The following is a 24,835-nucleotide window of genomic DNA, read 5'->3' as shown; positions in this document are numbered from 1 at the left end:
ATGTTTTTAAATTTTGTTATTAAGTGCTTTAGTCATAACAACCATACCTCTTAAATGTTGATGGATTAAGTTAAAATCTAAGCTAATTTTGTCAATAGTTTTAAATCCTTGTTTTTCGTAAAATTTAAGTGCTTGTAGCTGTGTATCCATAGCTTTCAACCATAAAAATTTATCCTGTTTTTGAATGGCTTGTTTTTCTATCCAACTAAAAAGTTGTTTAGCAATACCTTTACCTTGTACTTCATTGCTAAGGTAAATTCTGTGTATAAAAGTAGCATTTTTTTTGACTACTTCGTTCGTGCTAGTATTATATAAATAGCGCACAATGCCAACTCTTTTTAAATTATGAATTACAAAGCAGTAAATAGCGTTTGCTTCACTTAATTCATTCTTTAAATTTTCTTCTGAAAAACAATGGTTCAAATACCAGTTACAATCCTCATTCACCCATAAGTGTTTATAAGCAGGTGGATAAATTTTTCGCATTAAATCCATCAAGCTATTCTGATTATTTATGGTAATATTTTCTAGATGTAAGTTAGCTGAAATTGAAATCATAGGAATTAAGCTAATTCTAAAGCAACTTCTATCATTTCTTTAAAAGTTGTTTCTCTTTCTTTACTTGTGGTGCGTTCTCCAGTGACTAAAGAGTCGGATATTGTTAAAATAGACAGCGCGTTTACATTATGTTTTGCTGCTACAGTATATAAACCAGCAGTTTCCATTTCTACACAGAGCACACCAAATTTTGACCACTTTTTATACGATTCAAAGTCGTCCGCATAAAATTCATCCGAAGTAAAAACATTACCCGCTTTTAAAGGAATATTTTTTTCTTTGGCTATGTCTACAGCTTTTTGAAATAATTCAAAGTTAGCTGTAGGAGCATAGTCTGCGCCTCCAAACCGCAATTCGTTAACACCAGAGTTTGAAGACGCCGCCATAGCCAAAACTATATCTCTTATTTTTATATGCTTTTGATATGAGCCAGCACTACCAACTCTAATTAAGTTTTTAACATCATACTCAGTAATGAGTTCATGAGCATAAATAGATATTGAAGGAACGCCCATACCTGTACCCATAACCGAAATACGATTTCCGTTATACGTTCCAGTATAGCCATACATACCTCTTATTTTATTAAAACAGGTAGGGTTTTCAAAAAAAGTTTCGGCAATCCATTTTGCGCGTAATGGGTCACCAGGGAGTAAAATAGTTTCAGCAATGTCTCCTTTTTTTGCTTCAATATGTACACTCATTTCTTTTTTGTTTTAATAATTTGAATTTGATGCATTTCCAGTCACTATTGCAATACCAGAAGATGTTCCTAAACGATTTACTCCTAGGGATATATACTCTAATGCTGTTTTGGTGTCTTTGATACCCCCCGAGGCTTTAATTTTGATGCATTTATCCTTAGCAACACTTTTCATTAGCTTTATATCATTAATGGTAGCTCCCTCAGTTCCAAATCCAGTAGATGTTTTTATAAAATCAGCACCACTTTGTATTGCAAGTTCACTAGCTTTTATAATTTCTAATTCTTCTAGATAGCAAGTTTCTAAAATAACCTTTAATACTTTGTTTGGCATCACCTTTTTAACAGCTTCAATATCTTTCCAAACAGCATCAAAATTTTTGCTTTTTAGATGCCCTAAATTAATAACCATATCAATTTCGTCTGCACCATTGTTTAAAGCAGATTCGGCTTCTGCAACTTTAGCTTTGGTGGACATAGCTCCTAAAGGAAAACCAATAACACTGCAAACCTTTACTTTACTATCTTTTAAATACTCATTAGCTAAAGGAACATAACAACTGTTTACGCATACTGAGAAAAATTGATGTTCTATCGCTTCTTCGCAAAGCTTTATAATATCACTTTTAGTAGCCGTAGGTTTTAAAAGTGTATGATCTATATATGTGTTTAAAAATTTCATAGTAATGTTAAAATTAAGTTTATTTTTCGAATAAAAAGGGATTAATAACAAACAATTTATAAAACACCAATATGCTTATAAAAATTATTTTCAAACTATGATTTAAGTCAGTTTTTAGTTATTTGTTTGATGCTAATTTTGCTGTAAATAATAACTCAAATACCATGAAGAAAACAATTTTTACAGCTTTAATTGCATGTTTTATGTTTAATGCGATTAATGCACAAGAAAACGAAACCAATTCAACTACAAACTTTAGCAAATGGCAAGTTAGATTACGTGCTATTGCTGTAGTTCCTAACGAATCTGCAACCATACAAACTATTGGTGGTGATGTACAAATATCTAATACTTATGTTCCTGAATTAGATTTTACTTATTTTTTCACTAAAAACATCGCAGCTGAATTAATTTTGGCCACTACAAAGCACGATGTTAAGGCTATATCAACAGCTGTAGGAGATATTCCCTTAGGTGATGTTTGGTTATTACCGCCAACACTTACCTTACAATACCATTTTGATGGAGATGTTGTGCACCCATATTTTGGAGCAGGTATAAATTACACTTTGTTTTATAATGAAAGTGCAGGCCCCGTAGCAAATAATGTTAGCTATGATAGTACTTTAGGGTTCGCTTTTCAAGCTGGTTTTGATATAGATATAAATGATACTTGGTTTATTAATCTAGATGTAAAATACTTATTGCTAAATACAGATGTTGCTGTTAATGCAACAACGGCTTTAGGGGCTACTGTTGGTGCAGATGTTGATATAAATCCATTTATAGCTGGTATCGGTTTTGGAATGCGCTTTTAATTGAAAATTTGATATATAAAAAAAAGCTAAACAATCACTTTTTAAGTTTTGTTTAGCTTTTTAAAATTTGAGTTAGTCTTAATTTTTTTCGTAAACACTATCTTCTTTTATAGCATCTTCTTCTTTGAAAGTTTTAATGTATTGTTTAAATATCTTAGAATTCCTTTTAGGTCGTGATTTATTTACAAGTTCTATACCATAAGAAATTCCAACTCTATCAGCACCTGACTCAATGTACTTTATAGCTGTATCATAATCTTCAATGCCATCAAAAACAGCTATTTTAACGTGCTCTCTTACAGTTTTTTTAATAATCTTTACAGTTGTTAAAGTTGATCCACCTTTAGAAAAACCACTAGATGTTTTTATATAATCTACTTTTGCATCTAAGCAAATTTCACATATTCTTATAATCTCATTTTTGTTTAATTCAGAAATTTCTATGATTACTTTTAATGGAGTTTCGCCAATAGCTAATTTTACATCAGTAATATCTTTTAGTACTGAAACATAATTTTTGCTTTTAAGCAAGCCTTGATTAATTACCATTTCAATCTCATCAGCACCATCACTTAATGCTTGTTTTGCCTCATATACTTTTGATGCAGTAGCCATTGCACCCATTGGAAATCCAATAGGGGCACATACTTTAATGTTTGTACTACTTAGTAACTGCTTAGCTAAAGAAACATAATAGCTATTAACATTAACAACATAATAATTGTTTTTTTGCGCAGTTAGGCATAATTCAATAATATCTCTTTCTGTAGCAGAAGGATGTAATAAGGTGTATTCTATATAATTAACAATATGCATTTAAAAAGTAGGTTTTTGTTTTAAAGTATGTTTTTTAATATATGTAATATAAAATTTGGGGTTTATATTGATGTAAAAGTAGGAAATTAAAACGATTTTTTTTGAATTTTAACAATGATTTAATTAACAATAATTTGTTAGTAAGTTAAACGGGTGTTTCGGTTTTATATTTTCTCAGTTGTCCAATTCGTGTTTCGAATGCATTTGCATCAACTGGATTAATTACCTTTTCAAATAACTGCATCAAATCTTCAGTATGCGTCTCCCTTTTTTGCTGTAATAGGTTAAAATGTACAAAACCACACCAAATAATAGCCTTTAAATGGCTTTTGTTTTCATTATACATACGCATTTCTACGTATAATTCGCTATCTGTAAATTTAATTAATTGTGATTCGATAGCTACTGTTTCCATTAAAAAGGCAGGCTTTAAATAAGCTATTTGATTACTGCTAGACACCCAACTTTTGCCTAAAGTTTTAGCCATTTTATAGATATCGACATTATAATGTTCTATTAAAGCATCTTCACGATGATTCATAAAATAATCTATATAGCTACCATTGTTTAAATGATTAAATGGGTCGCAATCTTGAAATCTAATTTTAGTTTTACTTTCTAATACGTTTAATAAATTATCCATTTTTGATTGTTTTGTTTATACCAATTGGTATATTATTGATTAAAAAAATTACAATTTTAGTTCGTTATGAATCATTTGGTCAATTTGATTCATGGTATCTTTTATATACAACTCATCATCCATAGTATAAGTCATAAATATGGAACCTTGAATCATAGTATCTAACCTTTTTGCATATTGCATTGCATTTATGTTAGTAGATATTTCTCCTGCTTCAATCCCATTTTCTATAATAGTAGCTACCTGATCTTGAATTTTTTCGATGACTTGCTTTACATTTTTTAGTAATAAGGTATTTTGATTATTGGCATCTACACCAATGTTTAAAACTGGACATCCACCCAATTGTTTGCTATAGTTATAATAGTTTCTATAGAAATCTGTTATTAAAAATAGTTTTTGAATGGGTGACTCGCTTAAAGCCAAATGCTCTGCTATGCGTTTCATCATATTCTTCACAGTATATTTAAAGGCTGCAATAGCTAATTCTTCTTTATTTTTAAAGTTTCCATATATAGCTCCTTTAGTTAGCGATGTTGCTTCGGTAATATCTCGCATGCTCGTAGCAGCGTAACCATTTTTGTTAAATATTGGCGCAGCGATTTCAAGTATGTATTCCGATGTGAGTTCTGCTTTTGTTTTCATTATTTGTCAAATATAAATAAAAATACCATTCGGTATATTTATTTTGTGTTTTAATTTATATAAAAAGGAAAAGCAACAATCATCTCGTTAAAGATTCATGTTGCTTTTCAACTAACCAACCAACTAATAGACTGCTAGAAAGCGATTATGTTACAAATAATTTTCATTTTTTATCTAAAATTCTTCAGAAACTAAGTTATTTTGATTTCTAAACACCAATTCATCATCAAAGGCATCTAATAAAATAATACTGTCTGTAGTTACTTTTCCTGCTAATATTTCTTTGCTTAATGCATTTAAAACTTCTTTCTGAATAACACGCTTTACTGGTCTTGCACCATATTCAGGATTATAACCTTTGTTTGCTAGATATGCTATTGCTTCTGGTGTTGCATCAAAAGTAATACCTTGTTGAGCAATCATTTTAGTAACACTTTTTAATTGTAACCCAACTATATCAACAATATTATTTTTACTTAAAGGGGTAAACATAATAGTATCATCTATTCTATTAAGAAACTCTGGGCGTACACTTTGTTTTAATAACCCTAAAACATCAATTTTTGCAGCCTCAACTGCAGAATTTAAATCTTTTGTTGCTTCAAAGCGCTCTTGGATTAAGTGGCTTCCAATATTAGAGGTCATTATAATTATGGTATTTTTAAAATCTGCCACACGACCTTTATTATCTGTTAAATGCCCTTCATCCAGCACTTGTAATAGAATATTAAATGTATCTGGATGTGCTTTTTCAATTTCATCTAATAATACTACTGAATATGGTTTACGTCTTACGGCTTCTGTTAATTGACCTCCTTCATCATAGCCTACATACCCTGGAGGAGCTCCAACTAATCTACTTACAGCATGTCGTTCTTGATATTCACTCATATCAATTCTGGTCATCGCATTTTCGTCATCAAATAAATACTCAGCCAAAGCTTTAGCAAGCTCAGTTTTACCAACACCTGTTGTCCCTAAAAATAAAAACGTTCCGATAGGTTTTTGTGGGTTTTGCAAACCAGCTCGACTGCGTCTTACAGCATCACTTACAGCAACTATAGCTTCCTCTTGTCCAACAACGCGTTTGTGTAATTCGCTTTCAAGTTTTAATAGCTTTTCACGATCACTTTGAAGCATTTTAGTTACGGGAATACCAGTCCATTTTGCTACCACTTCTGCAATATCATCATATGTTACTTCTTCTTTAATTAATGAATTTTCTGATTGCGCTTGTAGTTGCTTTTGAAACTCTTCAAGCTGTTCTTGAGTTTCTTTGATTTTTCCATAGCGTAACTCAGCTACTTTGCCATAATCACCTTCTCTTTCGGCTTTTTCAGCTTCTAACTTGAAATTTTCAATATTCTGTTTTGAATTTTGAATGTTATCGACAACTTCTTTTTCGCTTTTCCACTTGGCATTTATCTCATTGCGTTGTTCTTTTAAGTTTGCTAAGTCAGACCGAAGTGATTTTAGTTTTGTTTCATCTTTTTCACGCTTAATAGCCTCAATTTCAATTTCAAGTTGCATGATTTTTCTATCTAACACATCTAATTCTTCTGGTTTAGAGTTGATTTCCATACGTAATTTAGATGCAGCTTCATCCATTAAATCAATAGCTTTATCTGGTAAAAACCGATTAGTTATATAGCGTTGCGATAATTCTACAGCGCCAATAATAGCCTCATCTTTAATGCGAACTTTGTGATGAGTTTCATATTTCTCTTTAATCCCTCTTAAAATGGAAATGGCACTTTCAGTATCAGGTTCATCAACCATAACTTTTTGAAAACGACGCTCTAAAGCTTTATCTTTTTCAAAGTATTTTTGGTATTCATCTAAGGTAGTTGCTCCAATAGCACGCAATTCGCCTCTAGCCAAAGCTGGTTTTAAAATATTAGCTGCATCCATTGCCCCTTGGCCGCCACCGGCACCAACTAAGGTATGTATTTCATCAATAAATAGCACAATATCTCCATCACTAGAAGTAACTTCTTTTATAACGGCTTTTAAACGTTCTTCAAACTCACCTTTAAATTTTGCACCAGCAATTAATGCTCCCATATCTAGAGCAAAAATTTGTTTGTCTTTTAAGTTTTCAGGAATATCGCCATCAATAATTCTATGAGCTAAACCTTCTGCGATAGCTGTTTTTCCAGTTCCTGGCTCACCAACTAAAATAGGATTGTTTTTTGTACGTCGAGAGAGTATTTGAAGAATTCTTCGTATTTCTTCATCCCGCCCTATAACAGGGTCTAGCTTGCCATCATTTGCTAATTGATTTAAGTTTTTTGCATATTTATTAAGTGAGTTATAAGTGTCCTCTTGACTTTGTGAGGTTACATTTTCACCTTTTCTAAGTTCATCAATAGCAGCTTTTAAGTCTTTTTCTGTTACGCCTTGATCTTTTAGCATTTGTGCTATTTTACTATTTGATTTAAAAACAGCTAGAATGAGATGCTCAATAGATACAAAATCATCCTTCATTTTTTTTGCTATAATTGAAGCTTCGTTAAGACTTTTTCCAGCTTCGCGAGATAGCATTAATTCGCTACCTGTAACTTTGGGGAAGCTTTCTAATTGCTTATCTAAAGCTTGTTGAAGTATGCTAATGTTTGCATTCAGCTTTTTCAAAATGAATGGTAAAACGTTTTCATCAACTTCAAAAATACCTTTAAAAATATGTTCGTTTTCTATTTGCTGATGACCAAAACTTTGAGCAATTTGTTGAGCTCGTTGTATGGCCTCTTGAGATTTTATAGTATAATTATTTAAATTCATAACTGTATTATTATTTTCTTTTCAAGATGTAAGTCAATAATCCTACCATTACAATTTAAAAGACAAAATGTCTTGTTAGGCCTCTATTTGTATGTCTTTTTGTCTGTTTTAACTGTTTTTTACCTAATTGCCTTTTGATGTATGGTTTATGTATTGGTTAAATTTTAGCTATTTAAAAAACCAACATTTAGATTTGGCTTCTATCTTAAAATATTTGTTATGCGTTATACTTTTACATTAGTATTGTGTTATGCTTTTTTTGTTTCTAGCTTAAACTTAGCAGCTCAAGTTATATCGGACGATTTTGAAGGCAGTGGTACCATTACTTCTTGGTTTGGAGATGATTGTGGGTTAAATATAGGGTTTAATAACCCTTTCAAAATTGGAATCAATGTTTCTGATACGGTTTTAAAATATGAAGATACTGGAGGGCAATATGCAAATGTTAGGTTTGATGTTAGCCCAAATTTTGGTTTATCTGTAAATCATTCATTTAAATTAAAAATATATGTTCCTTCAAATGGAATTACAGGAAGTCAATCTAATCAAGTTTCTTTAAAACTTCAAGATGGCACATTAGGAGCTCCTTGGTCTACACAAAGTGAAATTATTAAACCAATAGTTTTAGATGAGTGGCAAGAAGTAATATTCGATTTTGAAAATGACGCCTATATAAACTTAGATGGAAATTCACCTCCACCAAATACAAGAACAGATTTTAATAGAGTGGTTATCCAGATAAATGGAGAAAATAACAATAATCAGGTTATTGCATATATAGATGATGTTATTAATGATGATTCTACGGTATCAGGTTCAGTTTTTAATAATCTAGTTTGGTCTGATGAATTTAATGATGTGGGCTCTGTAGATGGTAATAAATGGTTTCATCAAACTCAATTAATTGCTGGAGATAGTTGGGCAAATGGAGAAGTTCAACACTACACTAATCGTGATGATAACTCATTTGTATCAAGCGGAACTTTAAAAATTAAGGCCATTAAAGAAACTTATATCGATCAAGGTCATCAAAAGCAATATACTTCTGCTAGGTTAAATTCAAAATTTGCTTTTAAATACGGTAGAGTAGAAGTGCGCGCTAAGCTACCATCAGTAGCGGGTACATGGCCAGCTATATGGTTGCTGGGAAAAAATATTAATGAAGATGGGGGGTATTGGGACAACCAAGGCTTTGGAACTGCTAATTGGCCTTGGTGTGGAGAAATTGATATTATGGAACCAAATGTTGCTAAAACAGAAATTTTAGGCACTTGGCATTGGAATAATGGAGGAGGCTATCAATTAAACTCTAGCAGTGTTCCTATAACTAATACTAATACTTCTCAAAACTTTCATGATTATGTTTTAGAATGGGATTCAGATTCCATGCGGGTTTATTTAGATGGTGCTTTAGTAAATCAAATGGCTACAGTTAACCCTTTTAATCAAGAGTTTTATATATTATTGAATGTTGCAATGGGTGGTAATTTAGGAGGTACAATTGATTCTGGATTCACTGATGATGCTATGGAAATAGATTATATTAGAGTCTATCAAAAAAGCAGTCTTTCTGCAAATAAGGTGCTTTATGATAATAAGATAAGTTTCTATCCTAACCCAGTAAAAAATGAATTAAACATTAAGTTTTCAGGTGGTATAAATCAAACCGTTTTGGTTCAAGTTTATGATGTTAGCGGACGTTTAATTTACAAGAAAACACACCAAGTTTCTAACAATAAAGTTACTTATATTGCAGATTCATTAAAATCTGGATTATATTTTGTAAGATTGACCACTAACAATACTAAAATTAATTCTTTTAAATTTTTGAAAAAATAATATTTGTAAGTTTTTATTTTAAGCACGACTGTTACACATATGGGATTACTAAATAAATTATTTGGAGCTTCAACTGGCTCAACCACTAATAAAGAAGAAAAGGTGTTGCCTTGGATTCCTCTTAACGATTTACAGCAACTCTACCATATAGAGAAAAAATCTTCTATAAAAACCCAAATTATTTTTAAGCATTCTACACGCTGTGGAATTAGCAGAATGGTGATGAACCAATTTGTTGATGCATATGCATTTACTGAAAAGGATGTGGATTTATATTACCTAGATATTTTAAACAACAGAGATGTATCTAACGAAGTTGGATATAAGTTTCAGGTAATACACGAATCCCCTCAGTTATTAGTTATCAAAAATGGAGTAGTAGTTACCCATAATTCTCACGGAGCCATAAATGATATTGATTTGGCACGATTTATATAAACGTTAAGTTTTATTAATGCCTTTTTGAATTTCGAATTTTTAAGTTATAACTTAGCTTCATGTTGATATAAACAACTTAGCTAATTTAGAATATTTATTTTATGACTTTTAAATCGAACAGAATTCTAATTGTTATTTTACTTTTTTTAGCAACTACAATAAGCTTTTCGCAAGAAAGCAACCTACCAAATGTAATCTTAATTATAACAGATGACCAAGGTTATGGCGATTTTGGTTTTACTGGAAATGATCAGATTAAAACACCTGTGCTTGATGCATTATCAAAAAGAAGCATTAGATTCAATAATTTTTATGTTTCACCAGTATGTGCGCCAACACGATCTAGTTTAATGACTGGGCGCTATTCTTTGCGAACTGGAGTAAGAGATACTTATAACGGAGGGGCAATAATGGCATCAAATGAAGTTACCATTGCTGAAATGCTAAAGCAAGCTAATTATAAAACAGGGATGTATGGTAAATGGCATTTAGGCGATAACTACCCTAGTAGACCAATTGATCAAGGTTTTGACGAGTCTCTAATTCATCTTTCTGGGGGTATGGGACAAGTTGGAGATTTTACAACATATTTTCAGGGTGATAGAAGTTATTTTGACCCAGTGCTTTGGTATAATGGGCAACCAAGAATGTATGATGGATATTGTTCAGATATTTTTACAGATAATGCTATAAATTTCATTGAAAAAAATCATAAAGCTCCATTTTTCTGTTACCTTTCGTTCAATGCTCCGCATACACCATTGCAAGTTCCAGATGAGTATTATCAAATGTATGCAGACATTGATCCATCAATAACTTTTGAAAAAAATAAGTCTTCAAAAGTAAAAATGAATGAGAAAGATAAAGAAGATGCGCGCAAAGTATATGCAATGGTTTCTAATATAGATGATAATATTGGTAAAGTTATTTCAAAAGTGAAAAGTTTAGGGATTGAAGATAATACTATAATTATTTTTATGACAGATAATGGCCCACAACAATTACGCTATGTTGGAGGCATGCGTGGGTTGAAAGGAAGTGTTTATAGAGGAGGTATTAGAGTACCACTTCTATTTAGTTATCCAAATCAATTTAAGGGAAACAAAGATATTGAAACTACCACAGCTCATATTGATATCCTTCCTACAATAGCTAAATTATGTAGAGTCGAAGCTCCAAAAAACAAAAAGATAGACGGAAACAGTTTGCTACCGCTAATTAAAAATGAAAAAGTTGATTGGGCAGAAAGATCACTGTTTTTTTATTGGACGCGACGTTACCCAGAGTTATATAATAATATTGCCATCCAAAAAGGAGATTATAAGTTAGTGGGTAAAACCAATTATAATGCACCTATTGAAGATTTTCAAATGTTCGATATTAAAAATGACCCAAATGAACAAAACAATATAGTTTTAAAAAATAAAAACTTTGCAAAAGGACTTAAACAAAACCTTAATCAAATTTATAAAGAATTGATTAGCTCTAATAACCTTATAAACCAACCCAGTATTTCAGTTGGTTCAGAATTTGAAAACCCAATAATTTTAAATAGAAATGATGCTGGAGGAGAACGGGGTATTTGGAATCAAGAAGAAATATTTGGAAAATGGTATGTTGATGTTGCTGAAGGGCATTATAATATTAAATTCAAATTTATAAAACCTGTGGAGCCTAAGGGGCGAATGATTTTAGAAACAGATGCTATTGTTAATCAATTAAAAATTGATATGGAAACTGATTTTATTGAAATGAAAAATATTTATCTACCAAAAATGACAGGCAATCTTATTCCTTTTTATATGAAAAATAATAAACGCATTTTGCCTTTTTTGGTTGAGATAGAGAAAATATAACATTGTAAACCTTAACACCTAAATTTGTTGAAAATTAAATAAAAAGAATATGAAGAAAATAATATTTGTCTTTTCAATTTTATTAATCATTGTTTCATGTAAAAAAGAAAATGAAGCTAAAGATTTAACAGAAAAAGCTAGCGAAGCTTTCGCTAACCTTTTAGAACAGTATAATGAAGAAGGTTTTGAGTTAAACCCTGTAAATGCTACTAATGCAGGAGATTATCGCTTTAATGATAAGTTTCCAAATTTTTTATCTGATCGGTACAAAACTAAAAAGAAAGATTACTATAATAAATTTAAACAAGCCTTACATGAAATTGATGATTCCAAATTATCTGAAACAGAAAAAATGAGTAAATCTGTTTTAGAATGGGATTGCAATATTAACCTAGAGGCTATGAGTTTTAAGAAGGATTTAATGCCAATTGATCAAATGTGGTCTAAAAATTTAGATTTTAATCAACTCGCTGGTGGCACAAATGCGCAGCCATTTAAAACGGTTCAAGATTATAAAGATTGGTTAATTCGAGTAGATGCTTATCTGATATGGCTAAATTCGGCTATAGATCAAATGAAAAAGGGAATGGAAAGCGATTACGTTTTACCTGCTTCTTTAATTGTTAAAGTAATACCACAATTTGAAGTTTTAGCGGATAGTAATGTCGAAAACCACTTATATTTTTCTCCAGCTAAAAGTTTTCCAGAAAGTTTTACAGATGAAGAACGGAAAGAGTTGACCGAAGCCTATACAAATATGGTGGCTAATAAAGTAGTGCCTGCACACAAGAAAATAACAGAATTTTTGAGAGATGAATACTTAGCATTAGGAAGAACAAGTAGTGGTATAAATGCTACACCACTTGGTGATGATTATTATGCACATCAGATAAAAAAGTATACTACTACTAATATGACTGCAGATGAAATTCATGAATTGGGTTTAAGTGAAGTTGCACGAATCAGGTCTGAAATGGAAAAAATAAAAAAGGAGATTGGTTTTGAAGGGGATTTAAATGCTTTTTTTAGCCATGTTAGAACTAATAAGAGATTAATGCCATTTACTGAACGGTCTCAGGTTATTGCGTTTTATGATAGTATCCATGAGGTTATGAAACCTCAAATAAATAAACTATTTAAAAAGCTGCCTAAAACACCATTTGAAGTACGTAGAACAGAACCTTTTAGAGAAAAATCGGCTGCAGCAAATTACAATGCAGGATCGTTAGACGGTACAAGACCTGGTATTTTTTATACACCAATTCCATATGTAGAAAAGTATAATATTTTCGATAAGGAAGATTTGTTTTTGCATGAAGCCATTCCTGGTCATCATTTTCAGATTTCTTTAGCACAAGAGAGTAAAGAATTACCAGATTTTAGAAAAACGCTATGGTATAGTGCTTATGGAGAAGGGTGGGCTTTGTATACAGAGTCAATGGGTAAGGAACTAGGGTTGTATAAAGACCCATACCAATATTTTGGTATGTTAAGTAACGAAATCCATAGAGCTATTAGATTGGTTGTAGATACAGGATTACACGCAAAAGGTTGGACTAGAGAACAGGCGATAGAATATTCGTTGAATAATGAAGCTGAATCTGAGTCTGCAATTACAAGTGAGATAGAACGCTATATGGCCAACCCAGGTCAGGCTTTATCTTATAAGATTGGTCAATTAAAAATAAGAGAACTGCGTTCAAGAGCACAAGAAAAACTAGGGGAGAAGTTTGATATTAGAGAGTTTCATAATCAAGTATTAGAAACTGGCTGCATCCCACTGCAATTACTAGAAAGTAAAATAGACTCTTGGGTTGAAGCGAGTAAATAGATATAAAATACTTTGTTAAATAAAAAACCTCCTAAATTAATTTAGGAGGTTTTTTATTTAATGTCCAATATTATAAGAGTTAATAATATCTTTTAGCTGGAATTTTAAATCTTCACCAGTATCATAAACCATTTGCTCATTACTAGGAAAAGGAACACGTCTGTTATCTAATAAGATTCTATCGTCTTTAGTTAATGCTCGTTTATCTCCTCTAGATCGTGCAAAAATATTTTCAAAAATATATTCACTATCAATAGGAAATGAATCTAATGGTTGATTTGATGCTAAATCTAAGTAAACTACATCTGCAATAACCTGCGATGATTTGATTTGAGCTATTTCTAACAATCGACATTTTACTCTAATTATTTTATCAACTTTTATATCGTTACCCAAGGAGTCTTTTACAACATTTCCGGCACTATCTAGTTCATATTCCCAACCATCTTTAACGTCTCTTTCTCTAAAAAGTTCTCGCTCTTTAATTCGTTCAGGTGAAATATTGATACGTTTTAAATTAAGATGCATCGCATAATCGTACTTAACATCGTTGTTTTTGTTAGCGTGGTAAACACTCCAAAACTTATTCAATCCGTAAGTGTCAAAGTTTAACAAATCATCTTCTAAACGAGTTGGAATTATTTGCTCAGTTTCGTTATTAATAGAAACCAAAATATAATTCGTTCCTCTTTGATGAGCTTCTTCTAATAACTCACGAGTTTCTTCATAATTAGGGTTTATACGGTCTAAATAATTAAGCGTATTGTAAGCTTCTCTTATTGTAAGCTTGTTGTCAGATTCCAGTAACTCAATTCCTTTTTCATATAAATAGTCCGAAAGATTTTCGCGAGATTCTATAATAGTATTACTATAGTCATTAAACTTAAATGGAATATCTTTTCCGTTTACACGCAAAGGTAAAATAGGTTTAATGGCTTCTTGACGAGCATTCAAATCTAAATAACGTTCGTATATCTCACGGTATAATTCTGGATTGCTATCTTTTTTTAGGTGATTGATAGTATTTAAATCTCTATCTTCAGCTTTATAATAGGCATCCTGTAGCATTAAAACCACTTCGCGCTTTCGCTTTGAGTCTTTATTCGTTCTAAGTTTTTTAAGAGCTGTATTTATGGCTTGATCATAATTGCCAGAATTTACAGCTTTCTCAACTTCTTTTCTTCCACTACATGCTATACATAATGAAAGTAAAACTGTTAGGAGTAGTAATCTTTTCATAGGTTAAAATTTTAGGTTATTGGGTTACTATTTCAATAGTAATGCCAAAAATACTAAAAACTATCAACTTAATGGTAACTAGCTGAAATACAGAATCTTATTTTTTGCTATAAACAGGAAGTAATTTGGTAGAAACTTCTCCAAAACCAATTCTGGTGCCATCTTTTTCGCAATGTCCACGCATAATAACAGTATCATTATCATTAATGAATTTGCGCTCAGTACCATCATTCATTTTAATGGGTTTTTCTCCACGCCACGTTAACTCTAGCATAGAACCATACGAGTCTGGAGTTGGTCCAGAAATAGTACCGCTTCCCATCATATCGCCAGAATTCACAGGACACCCGTTTACTGTATGATGTGCCAATTGCTGAGCCATATTCCAATACATATATTTAAAATTTGATTTACTAATAACTGTTTCTTTAGCACCATTTGGCTGAATTGAAACTTCTAGGTTAATATCGTAACTCTTTTTTCCTTCGTATTGTAAATAATCTAATTGTGGCTTTAAAGGTTTTGGACCATCAACTCTAAAAGGCTCTAAAGCGTCTAAGGTAACTATCCAAGATGAAATTGATGAGGCAAAATTCTTGGCTAAGAATGGACCTAAAGGAACATATTCCCATTTTTGAATGTCGCGAGCACTCCAATCATTAAATAACACTAATCCAAAGATATACTCTTCAGCCTCATTGATAGGAATCGGTTCTCCTAAGTCGTTTGCATCAGTTGTAATAAAAGCCATTTCAAGCTCAAAATCTACCAATCTACTTGGTCCGAAAACTGGTTGAGTTTCTCCATTAGGAAGTGTTTGCCCTTGTGGTCTATGCACAGGAATCCCAGAAGGAATAATAGAAGAGCTTCTGCCGTGATAACCAACAGGTATATGCAACCAATTTGGTAATAGTGCATTATCTGGATCTCTAAACATCGTACCAACATTGGTGGCATGTTCAATACTTGAATAGAAATCGGTATAATCACCAATTTGAACTGGTAATTGCATTTCAATTTCATCTAATCGAAATAATACAATTTCTTTATGTTTTACATTATCCTTTAATGATGAATTTTCTGCATCAAAAATTTCAGCAATTCTATTTCTAACAGCGCGCCATGTTTTTCTCCCATCTGCAATAAAGTCGTTTAAAGTATCTTGAAGAAAAATATCATCTGTTAAAGGAATCCCTTCAAAATATCCTAATTGGTGTAAAGCACCAAGATCAATGGCTGTATCTCCAATGCGTGTACCAATGGTTATAATATCATCACGAGTTAGAAATACACCGAATGGAATATTTTGGATTGGAAAATCTGAATTTTTATCGACGTGTAACCACGACTTTCTATCTGGATTGTTAGCTGATAATGGCATAACTATATTTTTTATTTGTTTATTAAATTCTTATCAAACGTACACATTTTTTTTATTTAATTTGAAATAAATGATTAAAAAATGGGTATAATTTAATCGTTAATAAAACGGTTTAAAACTTAAGAGTAAATATATGTTTTTTGGTGTATTTAAATAATCTATTTGTTATTTTTGCTCAACTTTTAACTACAATTTATATTTATGCAACGCGACGAACAAATTTTTGAACTTATTCAAGCCGAAAAAGAACGCCAATTACACGGAATTGAACTTATTGCATCAGAGAATTTTGTAAGCGACCAAGTTATGGAAGCTGCGGGCTCTGTTTTAACCAATAAATATGCTGAAGGATATCCAGGAAAACGTTATTACGGTGGTTGTGAAGTAGTTGATGAAGTTGAGCAAATTGCTATTGATAGAGCCAAAGCGTTATTTGGAGCTGTTTATGTAAATGTACAACCGCACTCTGGAAGTCAGGCAAATACAGCGGTTTTTGCAGCTTGTTTAAAACCAGGGGATAAAATTTTAGGATTCGATTTGTCTCATGGTGGGCATTTAACTCACGGGTCGCCAGTAAATTTTTCGGGTAAGTTATACAATCCTACATTTTACGGAGTAGATCAGGAGACAGGGGTATTAAATTATGATAAAATTCAAGAAGTTGCGACTAAAGAGCAACCAAAATTAATTATAGCTGGAGCCTCGGCGTATTCTCGCGACATTGATTTTAAAAGATTTAGAGTTATTGCTGATAGCGTTGGTGCAATTTTAATGGCAGATATTTCGCATCCAGCGGGATTAATTGCTAAAGGTATTTTAAATGACCCGATTCCACATTGCCATATCGTAACAACTACAACACATAAAACATTACGCGGACCAAGAGGAGGTTTAATTATGATGGGAGAAGATTTTGATAACCCATTTGGTATCACATTAAAAAACGGAAATTTGCGTAAAATGTCTTCATTGTTGGATTCTGCTGTGTTTCCAGGAAATCAAGGAGGACCATTAGAGCATATTATTGCTGCAAAAGCTATTGCTTTTGGTGAAGCATTAACAGATGATTTTTTACATTATCAGTTACAAGTAAAAGAAAACGCTAATGCTATGGCTAAGGCTCTAGTGTCAAAAGGGTACAATATTATTTCAAAAGGAACAGATAATCATTGTATGCTTATCGATTTGCGTAATAAGAATATTTCAGGAAAAGAAGCAGAACAAGCATTAGTAAAGGCTGATATAACTGTAAATAAGAATATGGTACCTTTTGATGATAAATCACCATTCGTTACATCGGGGATTAGAATTGGTACAGCAGCAATTACTACTCGTGGATTAAAAGAAGATGAGATGGTAAACATTGTTGACTTAATTGATGAAGTGATTACTAATTATGAAAACGAAACTATGCTTGAGGGCGTTAAGAATAAGGTAAATACTATGATGAAAGGGAAACCTTTGTTTGTATAGTATACTGTTATTTAGAGTTTCGTAAATATGAAAATATAAAATCCTGCTAATAAGCAGGATTTTTTGTATTAAACGGTTTTTTATTCAATAGGGATGTGAAAGTCAACAATAGCTTTCCTTTCAGGATGTTCATTAAAATTGTTATGATAAATTTCAAAAGGATTTCTGTTAGCTTTTTTATATCCGTTTTCGTTCATCCATACAAATAGGCCAGTCCAAGATTTTTCAAATTCGTCAAGTCTAATTTCAAAACTACCAACAATAAATTTTCCTTCTTCAATTGTGGCAAACCCAATTTCTCCTTCTATTTCGTTTGGTTTACTTAGAAGGATACAAGCACTAATTCTAACTTTATTGGCTTCTGTTATTTTAAAACTATCGTGATAAATAGTAATCATTTTAGTTTGCTCATTAATCAAACCTTGAGGCGTACCCCATTTTATCAATTTTTGATAAGCATCAGCAACGTTTTGAGGCCCAATACTTGATACATAAGCCAAATCCATTTTAGGCATCTTCTTAATTTCAATTTTCGCATTCATCTTTATCCACTTTTTTAGATTGTTAATGACGCAAATGTAATTGTCATAGTCAGGATATTCTTGACCATTCTTGCTTTCTAATTGACGAATCTTGCTAAACTTGTTAGGGTTTTGCTTTTTAAATTCTGTTGGACTTACTCCATAATATTTTTTAAAAGTTCTAGTGAATGAAGAGTTATCTTTAAAACCATACTTAGCAGATATTTCTGAAATCGTAAAATTCTTATGAATTAAGCTAGAAGCCGATTTTTCAACTCTTTTCCTTGTAACAAAGGCATTCAAGGGCTCCGTTGTTATGAATTTGAATATTCTATGAAAATGAAATGGAGAGAAAAAAGCTATTTTAGAAACAGTGTCTAATGATAAATCTGAATCTAGGTTTTCATCAATGTATTTAAAAACCCTATTTATTCTAGCTTGGTAATCTGTTAGTTTTTCTTTTTCTGAGATTTTCATATGAAGTTAAATACTGTGTGAAATGTAGTTTTTATGTAGACTGTTAACACTACATTTATTTATTTACTATTGTTCTAAAGGTTAAGTTTACTCTTGGCTCTGTTATTTTTGTCGTTGGGGGAAGTCTATGTAACCAATGGCTTTGTGTTTTGCCCTTCATTATTAGTAAGCTTCCGTGTTCTAGAATGTATTCTACCTTTTCTTTTGTTTCTTTATGCTTAAATGAAAATTTTCTTTCAGCCCCAAAACTTAAAGATGCAATCGCCCCGTTCTTTTTTAAATCTTTTTCACCGTCGCTATGCCAAGCCATTCCTTCGCTGCCGTTGTGATAAAGGTTGAGTAAACAAGAATTAAATGTATCTCCTGTTCTTTTTTCTACTTTTGCTTTCAATTCCAATAATTCTGCAGTCCAAGGCAATGCTAATTTAGTGGTTTTTGAATACGTGTATTCAAATGGTTTTTCTCCATACCAAGCCACTTTCCTTTTGGTAATAATTTTTTTTCCAAAGATAATAGCTTCATCATTCCGCCATTCAATTTGAGTTAATAAGGTTTTAAAATAATAATCTGCTTTAGCTTTATTTAAAAGTTTCGCATAATAGTTAACTATTCCGTCTTTTGGAAGTAGATTTTTTGTACTATTAATTTCAATTTCAAACAGTTTCATTTTTTCTTACTCTTCTTACTCTTCTTACTCTTCTTACTCTTCTTACTCATTATATACTTCGTTCCAAAACTTATTAGTCAAGTCGAAATTAGTTTTCAATTCGTTTTGGTTGTTATTCTCGCTTAATTCCATTTTTTTTAAATCAAGTTCCCGAAAAAAACAGACATATTGTTGCTTCATCGCTTAAATCGCAGTTATTTATCGCCATTTTTGACAACAACATTTTACTTAAACGAATTTCAAATTATATTTACCACAAATTTTAGTAACCTTTTCCATATCTGGTGGTCCAGCTGGGAATTTCGCTAATTCCTTAAACATCCCCTCTAAGCCAGAAGGAAAAATGCTTAGCATGGCTCGGGCTTTTTCTTCTCCGACAATTTTCCATGAATGAGGAACCCCTTTTGGGCAAAATATAATGTCACCTGCATTAAGTGTAGTCATTTTATCTCCAATACTCATTTCAACTTGTCCTTCTAAAACTTGAAACACCTCGTCTTCATTTTCATGCACGTGCGGTGGAATTCTGGTTCCTGGTTCATTGTTTTGTTCAATTAACGTATACTGTCCATTTGTGTCCTCTCCTGTCAGCTTGATGTTTTGATTATCTCCCAATACATTCAATTTATTTCCTTCGCTATCTTTAACAATTTTAGGTTTTTGTAAATCTTTAACTTCTGATTTTGTAGACTCATTAACACTCTCTTTCTTTGATTCGGTTTTACAAGCATTAATCATGGGAATAATAGATAATGCTCCAATTCCTATTGCTGTTGATTTTAAGAAATATTTACGTTCCATAATATTGAGTTTTGACTGGTTAGTTTATATTGTTTCCAACGTGTTCGTGTATGATTAGTAGCGAATTTATATGCGTTACTTTTCGGAAAGTAAATTACAAAATAAAAAGAATAGCGACTAGAGTAAAACTCAAATCGCTATTAATTATGCATATTGCTGGCAATAGTTATGTAACGCTTACTTGACTCCAAATCCCAGTTTTAGCAGTTTCTTGGGCATATTCTAAGAATGTTTTTGCTTTTCTTCCTAAAACGCGTTCAATATCATTAACTACCAATTGATTTTTTGGATTGGTCAATACATGACTAAATAAATACTCAATTAACCAAACGACATCGTTAGGTATTTGCATTTGTTTCATGCCATCAACATACTGCTCTAATGTGATGTCGTAAAAGTTTAAACTTCTGTTACTAGTCTTTGAAATGATGTCAACAATATCCTTAAAAGTAATTAATTCTGGACCTGTTACCTCAATGATTTCACCATTATAAGTGTCATCCAATAAAACATTGGCAGCAACTTCGGCAATATCATTGGCATCTACAAAAGGAATTAAAACATCAGACATGGGTAATGTCACTTCTCCCGATAGAATAGGCTCTAAAAAGAAACTTTCGCTCCAATTTTGGTTAAACCAAGAAGCTCTAACTATGGTATAATCCATGCCAGAATCCATCACAATTTTTTCACAAGCTTCTGCTTCGGTTTCACCTTTACCAGAAAGCAAAACCATTTTTTTAACTCCTAGTTCTTTAGCTAAATATGTTAAACTCTGTATGGCTTCTTTGGCTCCAGGAACAGCCAAGTCCGGATAATAGGTAACGTACATTCTTTCAATACCGTCAAGGGCTTCTACCCAGGTGTCTTTGTTGTCCCAATCAAAACTTGGTGTAGCACTTCTCGAACCAACTCTTGGTTCAATACCTTTTTTTTGTAATTGTTCTACTACGCGGCGACCAGTTTTTCCGGTTCCTCCGATAACTAAAATGTTTGTTTTCATAATGAATTGTTTTAAAATGTTTTTTGAATAAATATTGATATAAGTAATAGGGTAAATGAAATCATACCAGAAATAGTTCTAATGTTATGGTACTGATTCCAAGTACTTTCATAATAGGTTCTAAAACTCTTTAGCTCTAATAAGCTAAGTTTAGTAATGTTTAATAGATCTAGCTCATTGTTTAAAGGAACATTGCCAAAGGCTGTAATACCAAAAGTGCCAATTAGATAAATGATTGTAGATGCCAAGACCAACCAAAACACAGGTTTATTGTTAAACTGTAGATAAGTAGTGATTAGCAATGTTGTCAGGCTTCCGAAGAATATTATAAAGAAGACAGGGTTTAAGATTTCTCTATTGATGTTTTGCATGGTTTCCAAGTAAGTGAAATCACTTACTTTTTTAGTTCCCAATATGACAGAAACGGACCATGCGAAGAAAAAACCTGTAGAAAGCGCATTCAATAATACCGTTATAAAAAAGATCACGTTTTTCATGCTTCTAGTTTTTTTGTTAAATGATTTCCGTAATACAATACAATGAAGTAAAACTCAACCACAATAGTGTAAAACATAGGGTCTCTGAAAAATTCTGAATAGCTACCACCATTTGGAATTACAAATACAGGAACTGTTATCAATACATCCAATACAGTAGCTACAATTATAAATGTAAGTGCCAATGTAGATGGTTTCATGTAGCTATTTTTATAGAACAGGTATGCCCCTAAACAAGCGCTAGGAATAATTGCCAATGCCAGTACAATATTAGATTGTAGTTCTTGATTTTCTAAAAAGGGAACATAAAACGATAAGAGGTAAAATGAAACGCATAAAATCCAAACTAAAATGGCACATACAATGCTAAATAATGTCTTGCTAATCATAATTTTTGATTTTTAATTATGACGCAAATCTATAGCAGCTGTTAACCAGCGACTTATTCAAAAAGGATTATGATTTATTCGAAAAGAATTTTATGCTTGACTGGGTCTGAAGCCAAACTTTTTTTCAAAGGCATTTGAGAAGGATCCTAAACTATCATAACCCACGGCCCAAGCGGCTTCTTGAATAGTTTTTTGATCGTTTTTAATTAAGTTGTAAGCTTTTTTTAAACGTTCGTTATGTAAGTATTTAAAAACTGGAACACCAAATTGTGCTTTAAATCCTTTTTTTAGTTTGTTGGTGTTAGTACCTATTTTGTAAGCCAGTTCGGTGAGCGAAGGAGGGTTTTCCATATCTGACAATAAAATTTCTTGAGCTAAGTTGATTTTCTCAAGTTGTGAAGTGTCAATTTTGCTTGATTCCTCGGATGCTAATTGTCCAAAATAATGAGAAAGTAAAGCAGCCATGTGGCTTTTGTAGAACATCATTTTAATTTCTCCTTTGTAAGCATTGTTAAAGAATTGTTCTACTAATAGAAACATTTCTGGGCTCATATTAAATACGGGGCCTTCAACATAATGGTCTTTTGGATGTACTAATTGATGTAAAAACTTTTCTAAAAACTGACCTTCACCATTGGGTAGCTTGTCTAAGTTTCTAATCGTTGTTGCTATTACTAAACATTCTAGTGGTTTTTGTGCAGAAACATGATGTTCAAACTCTACTTTACTATCGGCATAAAAGGATAATACCATGCCTTTGGTATGATGGAATTCTTTGGTTTTTCCTTCAAATTTAACTTTTAGGCCAACATCTCCTGCACCGTAAAAAGCAATAGCAATAACGGGTTCGTCAAAAAAACACGAATCGATTAAATTGTTATCGGTAGATGCTTCTTCCAATAAAATGGTACAATCGTTTATGTCTATGATTTCACGGTTCATTATTTTGCTAGTGTAGATTAGTTATGTGGTTATGCACCTAATTTAATAAAAGAAAACTGATCAGAGAGAAATCTGCTAGGATTTTCTTAAGTAGGCGAGGACTAGCAATGAAAATTATAGGTGTTGTTGTAAGCAGTTATTTTATCAGACGAAAAGATTGCATAAACTTATCTGTATTTTTGTCATTTTTTCCAATATAAGTAACCGTATAAACTCGGTTTCCTTGTCTAAATAATTTACCTTGAATATGACCTTTAATTCCTTTGTCAATTGCATTCTGATTAAGATTTAGCACAAAATAATGCCCTTTCAATCCATGTTGTTCAATTGGTTCTTGAAATTCCAATTTAAAAGCTTCAGCCATTTTATTCGAGAAATTAGTAACTCCTTGTGAATAAAGTTGCTCGTTAGTTATAGATAATTTAATCATATGTTCAGGATAGTCGTTGTATTCTACCGAAAATGTTTTATTTGGTCCTAAAGTCGAACGAAATAAATGGATTTGAAATTTATCAAGTCCGATTTGATTGTCAATAGCTGAATAATTCGGTTTGGTTGGGAAACCTGCGATAAAATTTCCAGCTTGAGAAGCAAATTCTCCACCTTTGGTTTTATAAATCATTTTATCAGATTCATTTCCACACGATAGAAAAGTCAGAATTGTTAAAATAAGAAGTAGTTTTTTTGTCATTTTTAAGGTTTGTTTTAATAGCACATAACGTTTTGTATATGATTAGTTGTGTGTTTCAGCAACTAATTTAGCAAATACATACCGCATAGAAAAACCTCACAGATTTTCAAAAACATGTAAGAACAAGCAATTACTTATAGACATTGTTGACTAAAGTTATTATTCATGATTTGGAGCTAAGTTTATTGTTGTTTTTTCTTCTTCCTCTTCTATAATCTCATTAATTGGATCATCTTTCGAACAACTTATTGCTAAAAGTAGGGCTATTGATGCAAAATAAAATCTTTTCATTTTTTTGTTCAATTGGATTAATTCCATTGTGAAAGTTTGGAAAACATATGTTGCTTAGTTAAACGCATATCAATTCAAAAACATCTAAAAACCTATGTTGCAAATAGAACTAGAGTTATATGTTGAGTAGTTTTTTTAGAAGAAAAAAGAGCCTTATTCGTCCACAAGTTTTATTACTACAACACCATTTCCGCTACCTGCTCCATATCTTGAAGCTTCTAGACTATTAAGTATTTTTATATCTTTCACGTTGGTCACAATCATACTTTTAACCGAACTCCATCTGTATTCTGTACCGTTAATAATAATTAAAGCCCCGTTTCTAGGTTTAGAATTGTTTGAATTTGAAAAGGTGTTTTTCCCACGAATTATCAATTCATCATTAATAATGTTAACCCTCGGAAATTTACCTTTAATCAAATCTGTCATATTTGTAAACCCAAGACTATACAATTGACCAGATTTAAAGTGTTTATTTACTAAATTTCGCTCCTCCTCATTAATATGGCCATTATTCATAGCCAAATTTATATCTTCTTCGCTACCAGATATTATCAAAGATACATTCAAAGAGTCTTTTATGTTTTTAACTTTAATCTGTTTTGATTTAAATCCAGCAGCTGTTATAGAAATTTTATCCTTAAGATCACATGTAATTGAAAAAAAACCAAGGGAGTCTGAAAAAACGGAGTGCTTAGTTTTTTTTACAGTAATTTTTGCATTTTCTACTGTAATGTTTTTAAAGGTAATTATTTGCCCATTAACAACTTTTTTCTGGGCATGTAGCGAAAGTGTTATAAAGAAAAGAAAAGTTAGAGCTTGCAGTTTGTTTGTTTTCATCTTTCACTTTTTT

Annotated in this window: 25 protein-coding genes; 6 read left to right on the top strand and 19 right to left on the bottom strand. The window is 31.8% G+C overall.

Annotated elements, in window-relative coordinates:
• Positions 1-6: 6 nt before the first annotated feature.
• The 3 genes from M3P09_RS09070 to deoC (M3P09_RS09060) are packed head-to-tail and all read right to left on the bottom strand — an operon-like array spanning position 7 to position 1,943.
• On the bottom strand, positions 7-558 hold the full coding sequence (locus M3P09_RS09070; RefSeq protein ID WP_249972882.1) for a GNAT family N-acetyltransferase: 552 nt from the start codon (positions 556-558) through the stop codon (positions 7-9).
• A gap of 5 nt (positions 559-563) precedes the next feature.
• A complete protein-coding gene (deoD, locus tag M3P09_RS09065; protein WP_099565991.1) occupies positions 564-1,262 on the bottom strand; it encodes a purine-nucleoside phosphorylase in 699 nt (232 codons plus the stop codon).
• Positions 1,263-1,274: 12 nt separating this feature from the next.
• The gene (gene deoC / locus M3P09_RS09060; RefSeq protein WP_099565990.1) at positions 1,275-1,943 is read right to left on the bottom strand and encodes a deoxyribose-phosphate aldolase; all 669 of its coding nucleotides are present in this window, start codon (positions 1,941-1,943) and stop codon (positions 1,275-1,277) included.
• A 164-nt stretch (positions 1,944-2,107) separates the two neighbouring features.
• Between deoC (M3P09_RS09060) and M3P09_RS09055 the strand changes: the two genes are divergently transcribed.
• A complete protein-coding gene (locus M3P09_RS09055; RefSeq protein WP_249972881.1) occupies positions 2,108-2,761 on the top strand; it encodes an OmpW/AlkL family protein in 654 nt (217 codons plus the stop codon).
• A 78-nt stretch (positions 2,762-2,839) separates the two neighbouring features.
• On the opposite strand, the gene deoC (M3P09_RS09050) is transcribed toward M3P09_RS09055, so the two are convergent.
• The 4 genes from deoC (M3P09_RS09050) to clpB form a co-directional block, all read right to left on the bottom strand.
• Positions 2,840-3,577 (bottom strand): deoxyribose-phosphate aldolase, encoded by a 738-nt coding sequence (deoC, locus tag M3P09_RS09050; RefSeq protein ID WP_249972880.1) that lies wholly within the window; start codon positions 3,575-3,577, stop codon positions 2,840-2,842.
• 145 nt (positions 3,578-3,722) lie between these two features.
• Positions 3,723-4,220: an acyl-CoA thioesterase gene (locus tag M3P09_RS09045; RefSeq protein ID WP_249972879.1), complete on the bottom strand. Its 498-nt coding sequence runs from the start codon at positions 4,218-4,220 to the stop codon at positions 3,723-3,725.
• A 48-nt stretch (positions 4,221-4,268) separates the two neighbouring features.
• On the bottom strand, positions 4,269-4,865 hold the full coding sequence (locus tag M3P09_RS09040; protein ID WP_099565987.1) for a TetR/AcrR family transcriptional regulator: 597 nt from the start codon (positions 4,863-4,865) through the stop codon (positions 4,269-4,271).
• A 174-nt stretch (positions 4,866-5,039) separates the two neighbouring features.
• Entirely contained in the window at positions 5,040-7,646 is a 2,607-nt protein-coding gene (gene clpB, locus M3P09_RS09035) for an ATP-dependent chaperone ClpB (protein ID WP_249972878.1), read from the bottom strand.
• A gap of 219 nt (positions 7,647-7,865) precedes the next feature.
• Here clpB and M3P09_RS09030 point away from each other — a divergent pair, with 219 nt between their 5' ends.
• The 4 genes from M3P09_RS09030 to M3P09_RS09015 all read left to right on the top strand — a co-directional run bounded on the left by M3P09_RS09030 (position 7,866) and on the right by M3P09_RS09015 (position 13,610).
• Positions 7,866-9,485: a glycoside hydrolase family 16 protein gene (locus M3P09_RS09030; protein WP_249972877.1), complete on the top strand. Its 1,620-nt coding sequence runs from the start codon at positions 7,866-7,868 to the stop codon at positions 9,483-9,485.
• Between the two features lie 39 nt (positions 9,486-9,524).
• Positions 9,525-9,923: a bacillithiol system redox-active protein YtxJ gene (gene ytxJ, locus M3P09_RS09025; RefSeq protein ID WP_249972876.1), complete on the top strand. Its 399-nt coding sequence runs from the start codon at positions 9,525-9,527 to the stop codon at positions 9,921-9,923.
• A gap of 101 nt (positions 9,924-10,024) precedes the next feature.
• Positions 10,025-11,779, top strand: a complete 1,755-nt coding sequence (locus M3P09_RS09020; RefSeq protein ID WP_249972875.1) for an arylsulfatase — start codon at positions 10,025-10,027, stop codon at positions 11,777-11,779.
• 49 nt (positions 11,780-11,828) lie between these two features.
• A complete protein-coding gene (locus M3P09_RS09015) occupies positions 11,829-13,610 on the top strand; it encodes a DUF885 domain-containing protein (RefSeq protein WP_249972874.1) in 1,782 nt (593 codons plus the stop codon).
• Between the two features lie 57 nt (positions 13,611-13,667).
• Here the strand turns inward: M3P09_RS09015 and M3P09_RS09010 are convergent, their stop codons facing one another.
• Together M3P09_RS09010 and fahA are read right to left on the bottom strand one after the other, a co-directional pair.
• Complete coding sequence (locus tag M3P09_RS09010) at positions 13,668-14,849, bottom strand: hypothetical protein (RefSeq protein ID WP_249972873.1); 1,182 nt, start codon at positions 14,847-14,849, stop codon at positions 13,668-13,670.
• Positions 14,850-14,946: 97 nt separating this feature from the next.
• Positions 14,947-16,230 (bottom strand): fumarylacetoacetase, encoded by a 1,284-nt coding sequence (gene fahA, locus M3P09_RS09005; protein WP_099565980.1) that lies wholly within the window; start codon positions 16,228-16,230, stop codon positions 14,947-14,949.
• Between the two features lie 201 nt (positions 16,231-16,431).
• Here fahA and glyA point away from each other — a divergent pair, with 201 nt between their 5' ends.
• A complete protein-coding gene (glyA, locus tag M3P09_RS09000; protein WP_099565979.1) occupies positions 16,432-17,703 on the top strand; it encodes a serine hydroxymethyltransferase in 1,272 nt (423 codons plus the stop codon).
• An 80-nt stretch (positions 17,704-17,783) separates the two neighbouring features.
• Here the strand turns inward: glyA and M3P09_RS08995 are convergent, their stop codons facing one another.
• The 10 genes from M3P09_RS08995 to M3P09_RS08955 form a co-directional block, all read right to left on the bottom strand.
• Entirely contained in the window at positions 17,784-18,701 is a 918-nt protein-coding gene (locus M3P09_RS08995) for an AraC family transcriptional regulator (protein ID WP_249972872.1), read from the bottom strand.
• A 55-nt stretch (positions 18,702-18,756) separates the two neighbouring features.
• On the bottom strand, positions 18,757-19,368 hold the full coding sequence (locus M3P09_RS08990; RefSeq protein ID WP_249972871.1) for an alpha-ketoglutarate-dependent dioxygenase AlkB family protein: 612 nt from the start codon (positions 19,366-19,368) through the stop codon (positions 18,757-18,759).
• A gap of 228 nt (positions 19,369-19,596) precedes the next feature.
• Positions 19,597-20,169, bottom strand: a complete 573-nt coding sequence (locus M3P09_RS08985; RefSeq protein WP_249972870.1) for a cupin domain-containing protein — start codon at positions 20,167-20,169, stop codon at positions 19,597-19,599.
• Between the two features lie 166 nt (positions 20,170-20,335).
• A complete protein-coding gene (locus M3P09_RS08980) occupies positions 20,336-21,172 on the bottom strand; it encodes an SDR family oxidoreductase (protein WP_249972869.1) in 837 nt (278 codons plus the stop codon).
• Between the two features lie 11 nt (positions 21,173-21,183).
• Entirely contained in the window at positions 21,184-21,669 is a 486-nt protein-coding gene (locus M3P09_RS08975) for an anthrone oxygenase family protein (protein WP_249972868.1), read from the bottom strand.
• Positions 21,666-22,058, bottom strand: coding sequence for a DUF5367 family protein (locus tag M3P09_RS08970; protein ID WP_249972867.1), 393 nt, complete (start codon positions 22,056-22,058; stop codon positions 21,666-21,668). The genes M3P09_RS08975 and M3P09_RS08970 overlap by 4 nt, the downstream gene beginning before the upstream one ends.
• A 90-nt stretch (positions 22,059-22,148) precedes the next feature.
• The gene (locus M3P09_RS08965; protein ID WP_249972866.1) at positions 22,149-23,000 is read right to left on the bottom strand and encodes a helix-turn-helix domain-containing protein; all 852 of its coding nucleotides are present in this window, start codon (positions 22,998-23,000) and stop codon (positions 22,149-22,151) included.
• A gap of 136 nt (positions 23,001-23,136) precedes the next feature.
• A complete protein-coding gene (locus M3P09_RS08960) occupies positions 23,137-23,691 on the bottom strand; it encodes a hypothetical protein (protein WP_249972865.1) in 555 nt (184 codons plus the stop codon).
• 159 nt (positions 23,692-23,850) lie between these two features.
• Positions 23,851-23,982 (bottom strand): hypothetical protein, encoded by a 132-nt coding sequence (locus M3P09_RS17350; protein WP_284041148.1) that lies wholly within the window; start codon positions 23,980-23,982, stop codon positions 23,851-23,853.
• A 153-nt stretch (positions 23,983-24,135) separates the two neighbouring features.
• Positions 24,136-24,822 carry a hypothetical protein gene (locus tag M3P09_RS08955; RefSeq protein ID WP_249972864.1) on the bottom strand — a complete coding sequence of 229 codons (687 nt, stop codon included), beginning with the start codon at positions 24,820-24,822 and terminating at the stop codon, positions 24,136-24,138.
• Between the last annotated feature and the right edge of the window lie 13 nt (positions 24,823-24,835).

The sequence above is a fragment of the Jejuia spongiicola genome (genome assembly GCF_023502325.1).
Taxonomy (GTDB): Bacteria; Bacteroidota; Bacteroidia; order Flavobacteriales; family Flavobacteriaceae; genus Wocania_A; species Wocania_A spongiicola.
This window is presented reverse-complemented; position numbering and strand designations above follow the sequence as displayed.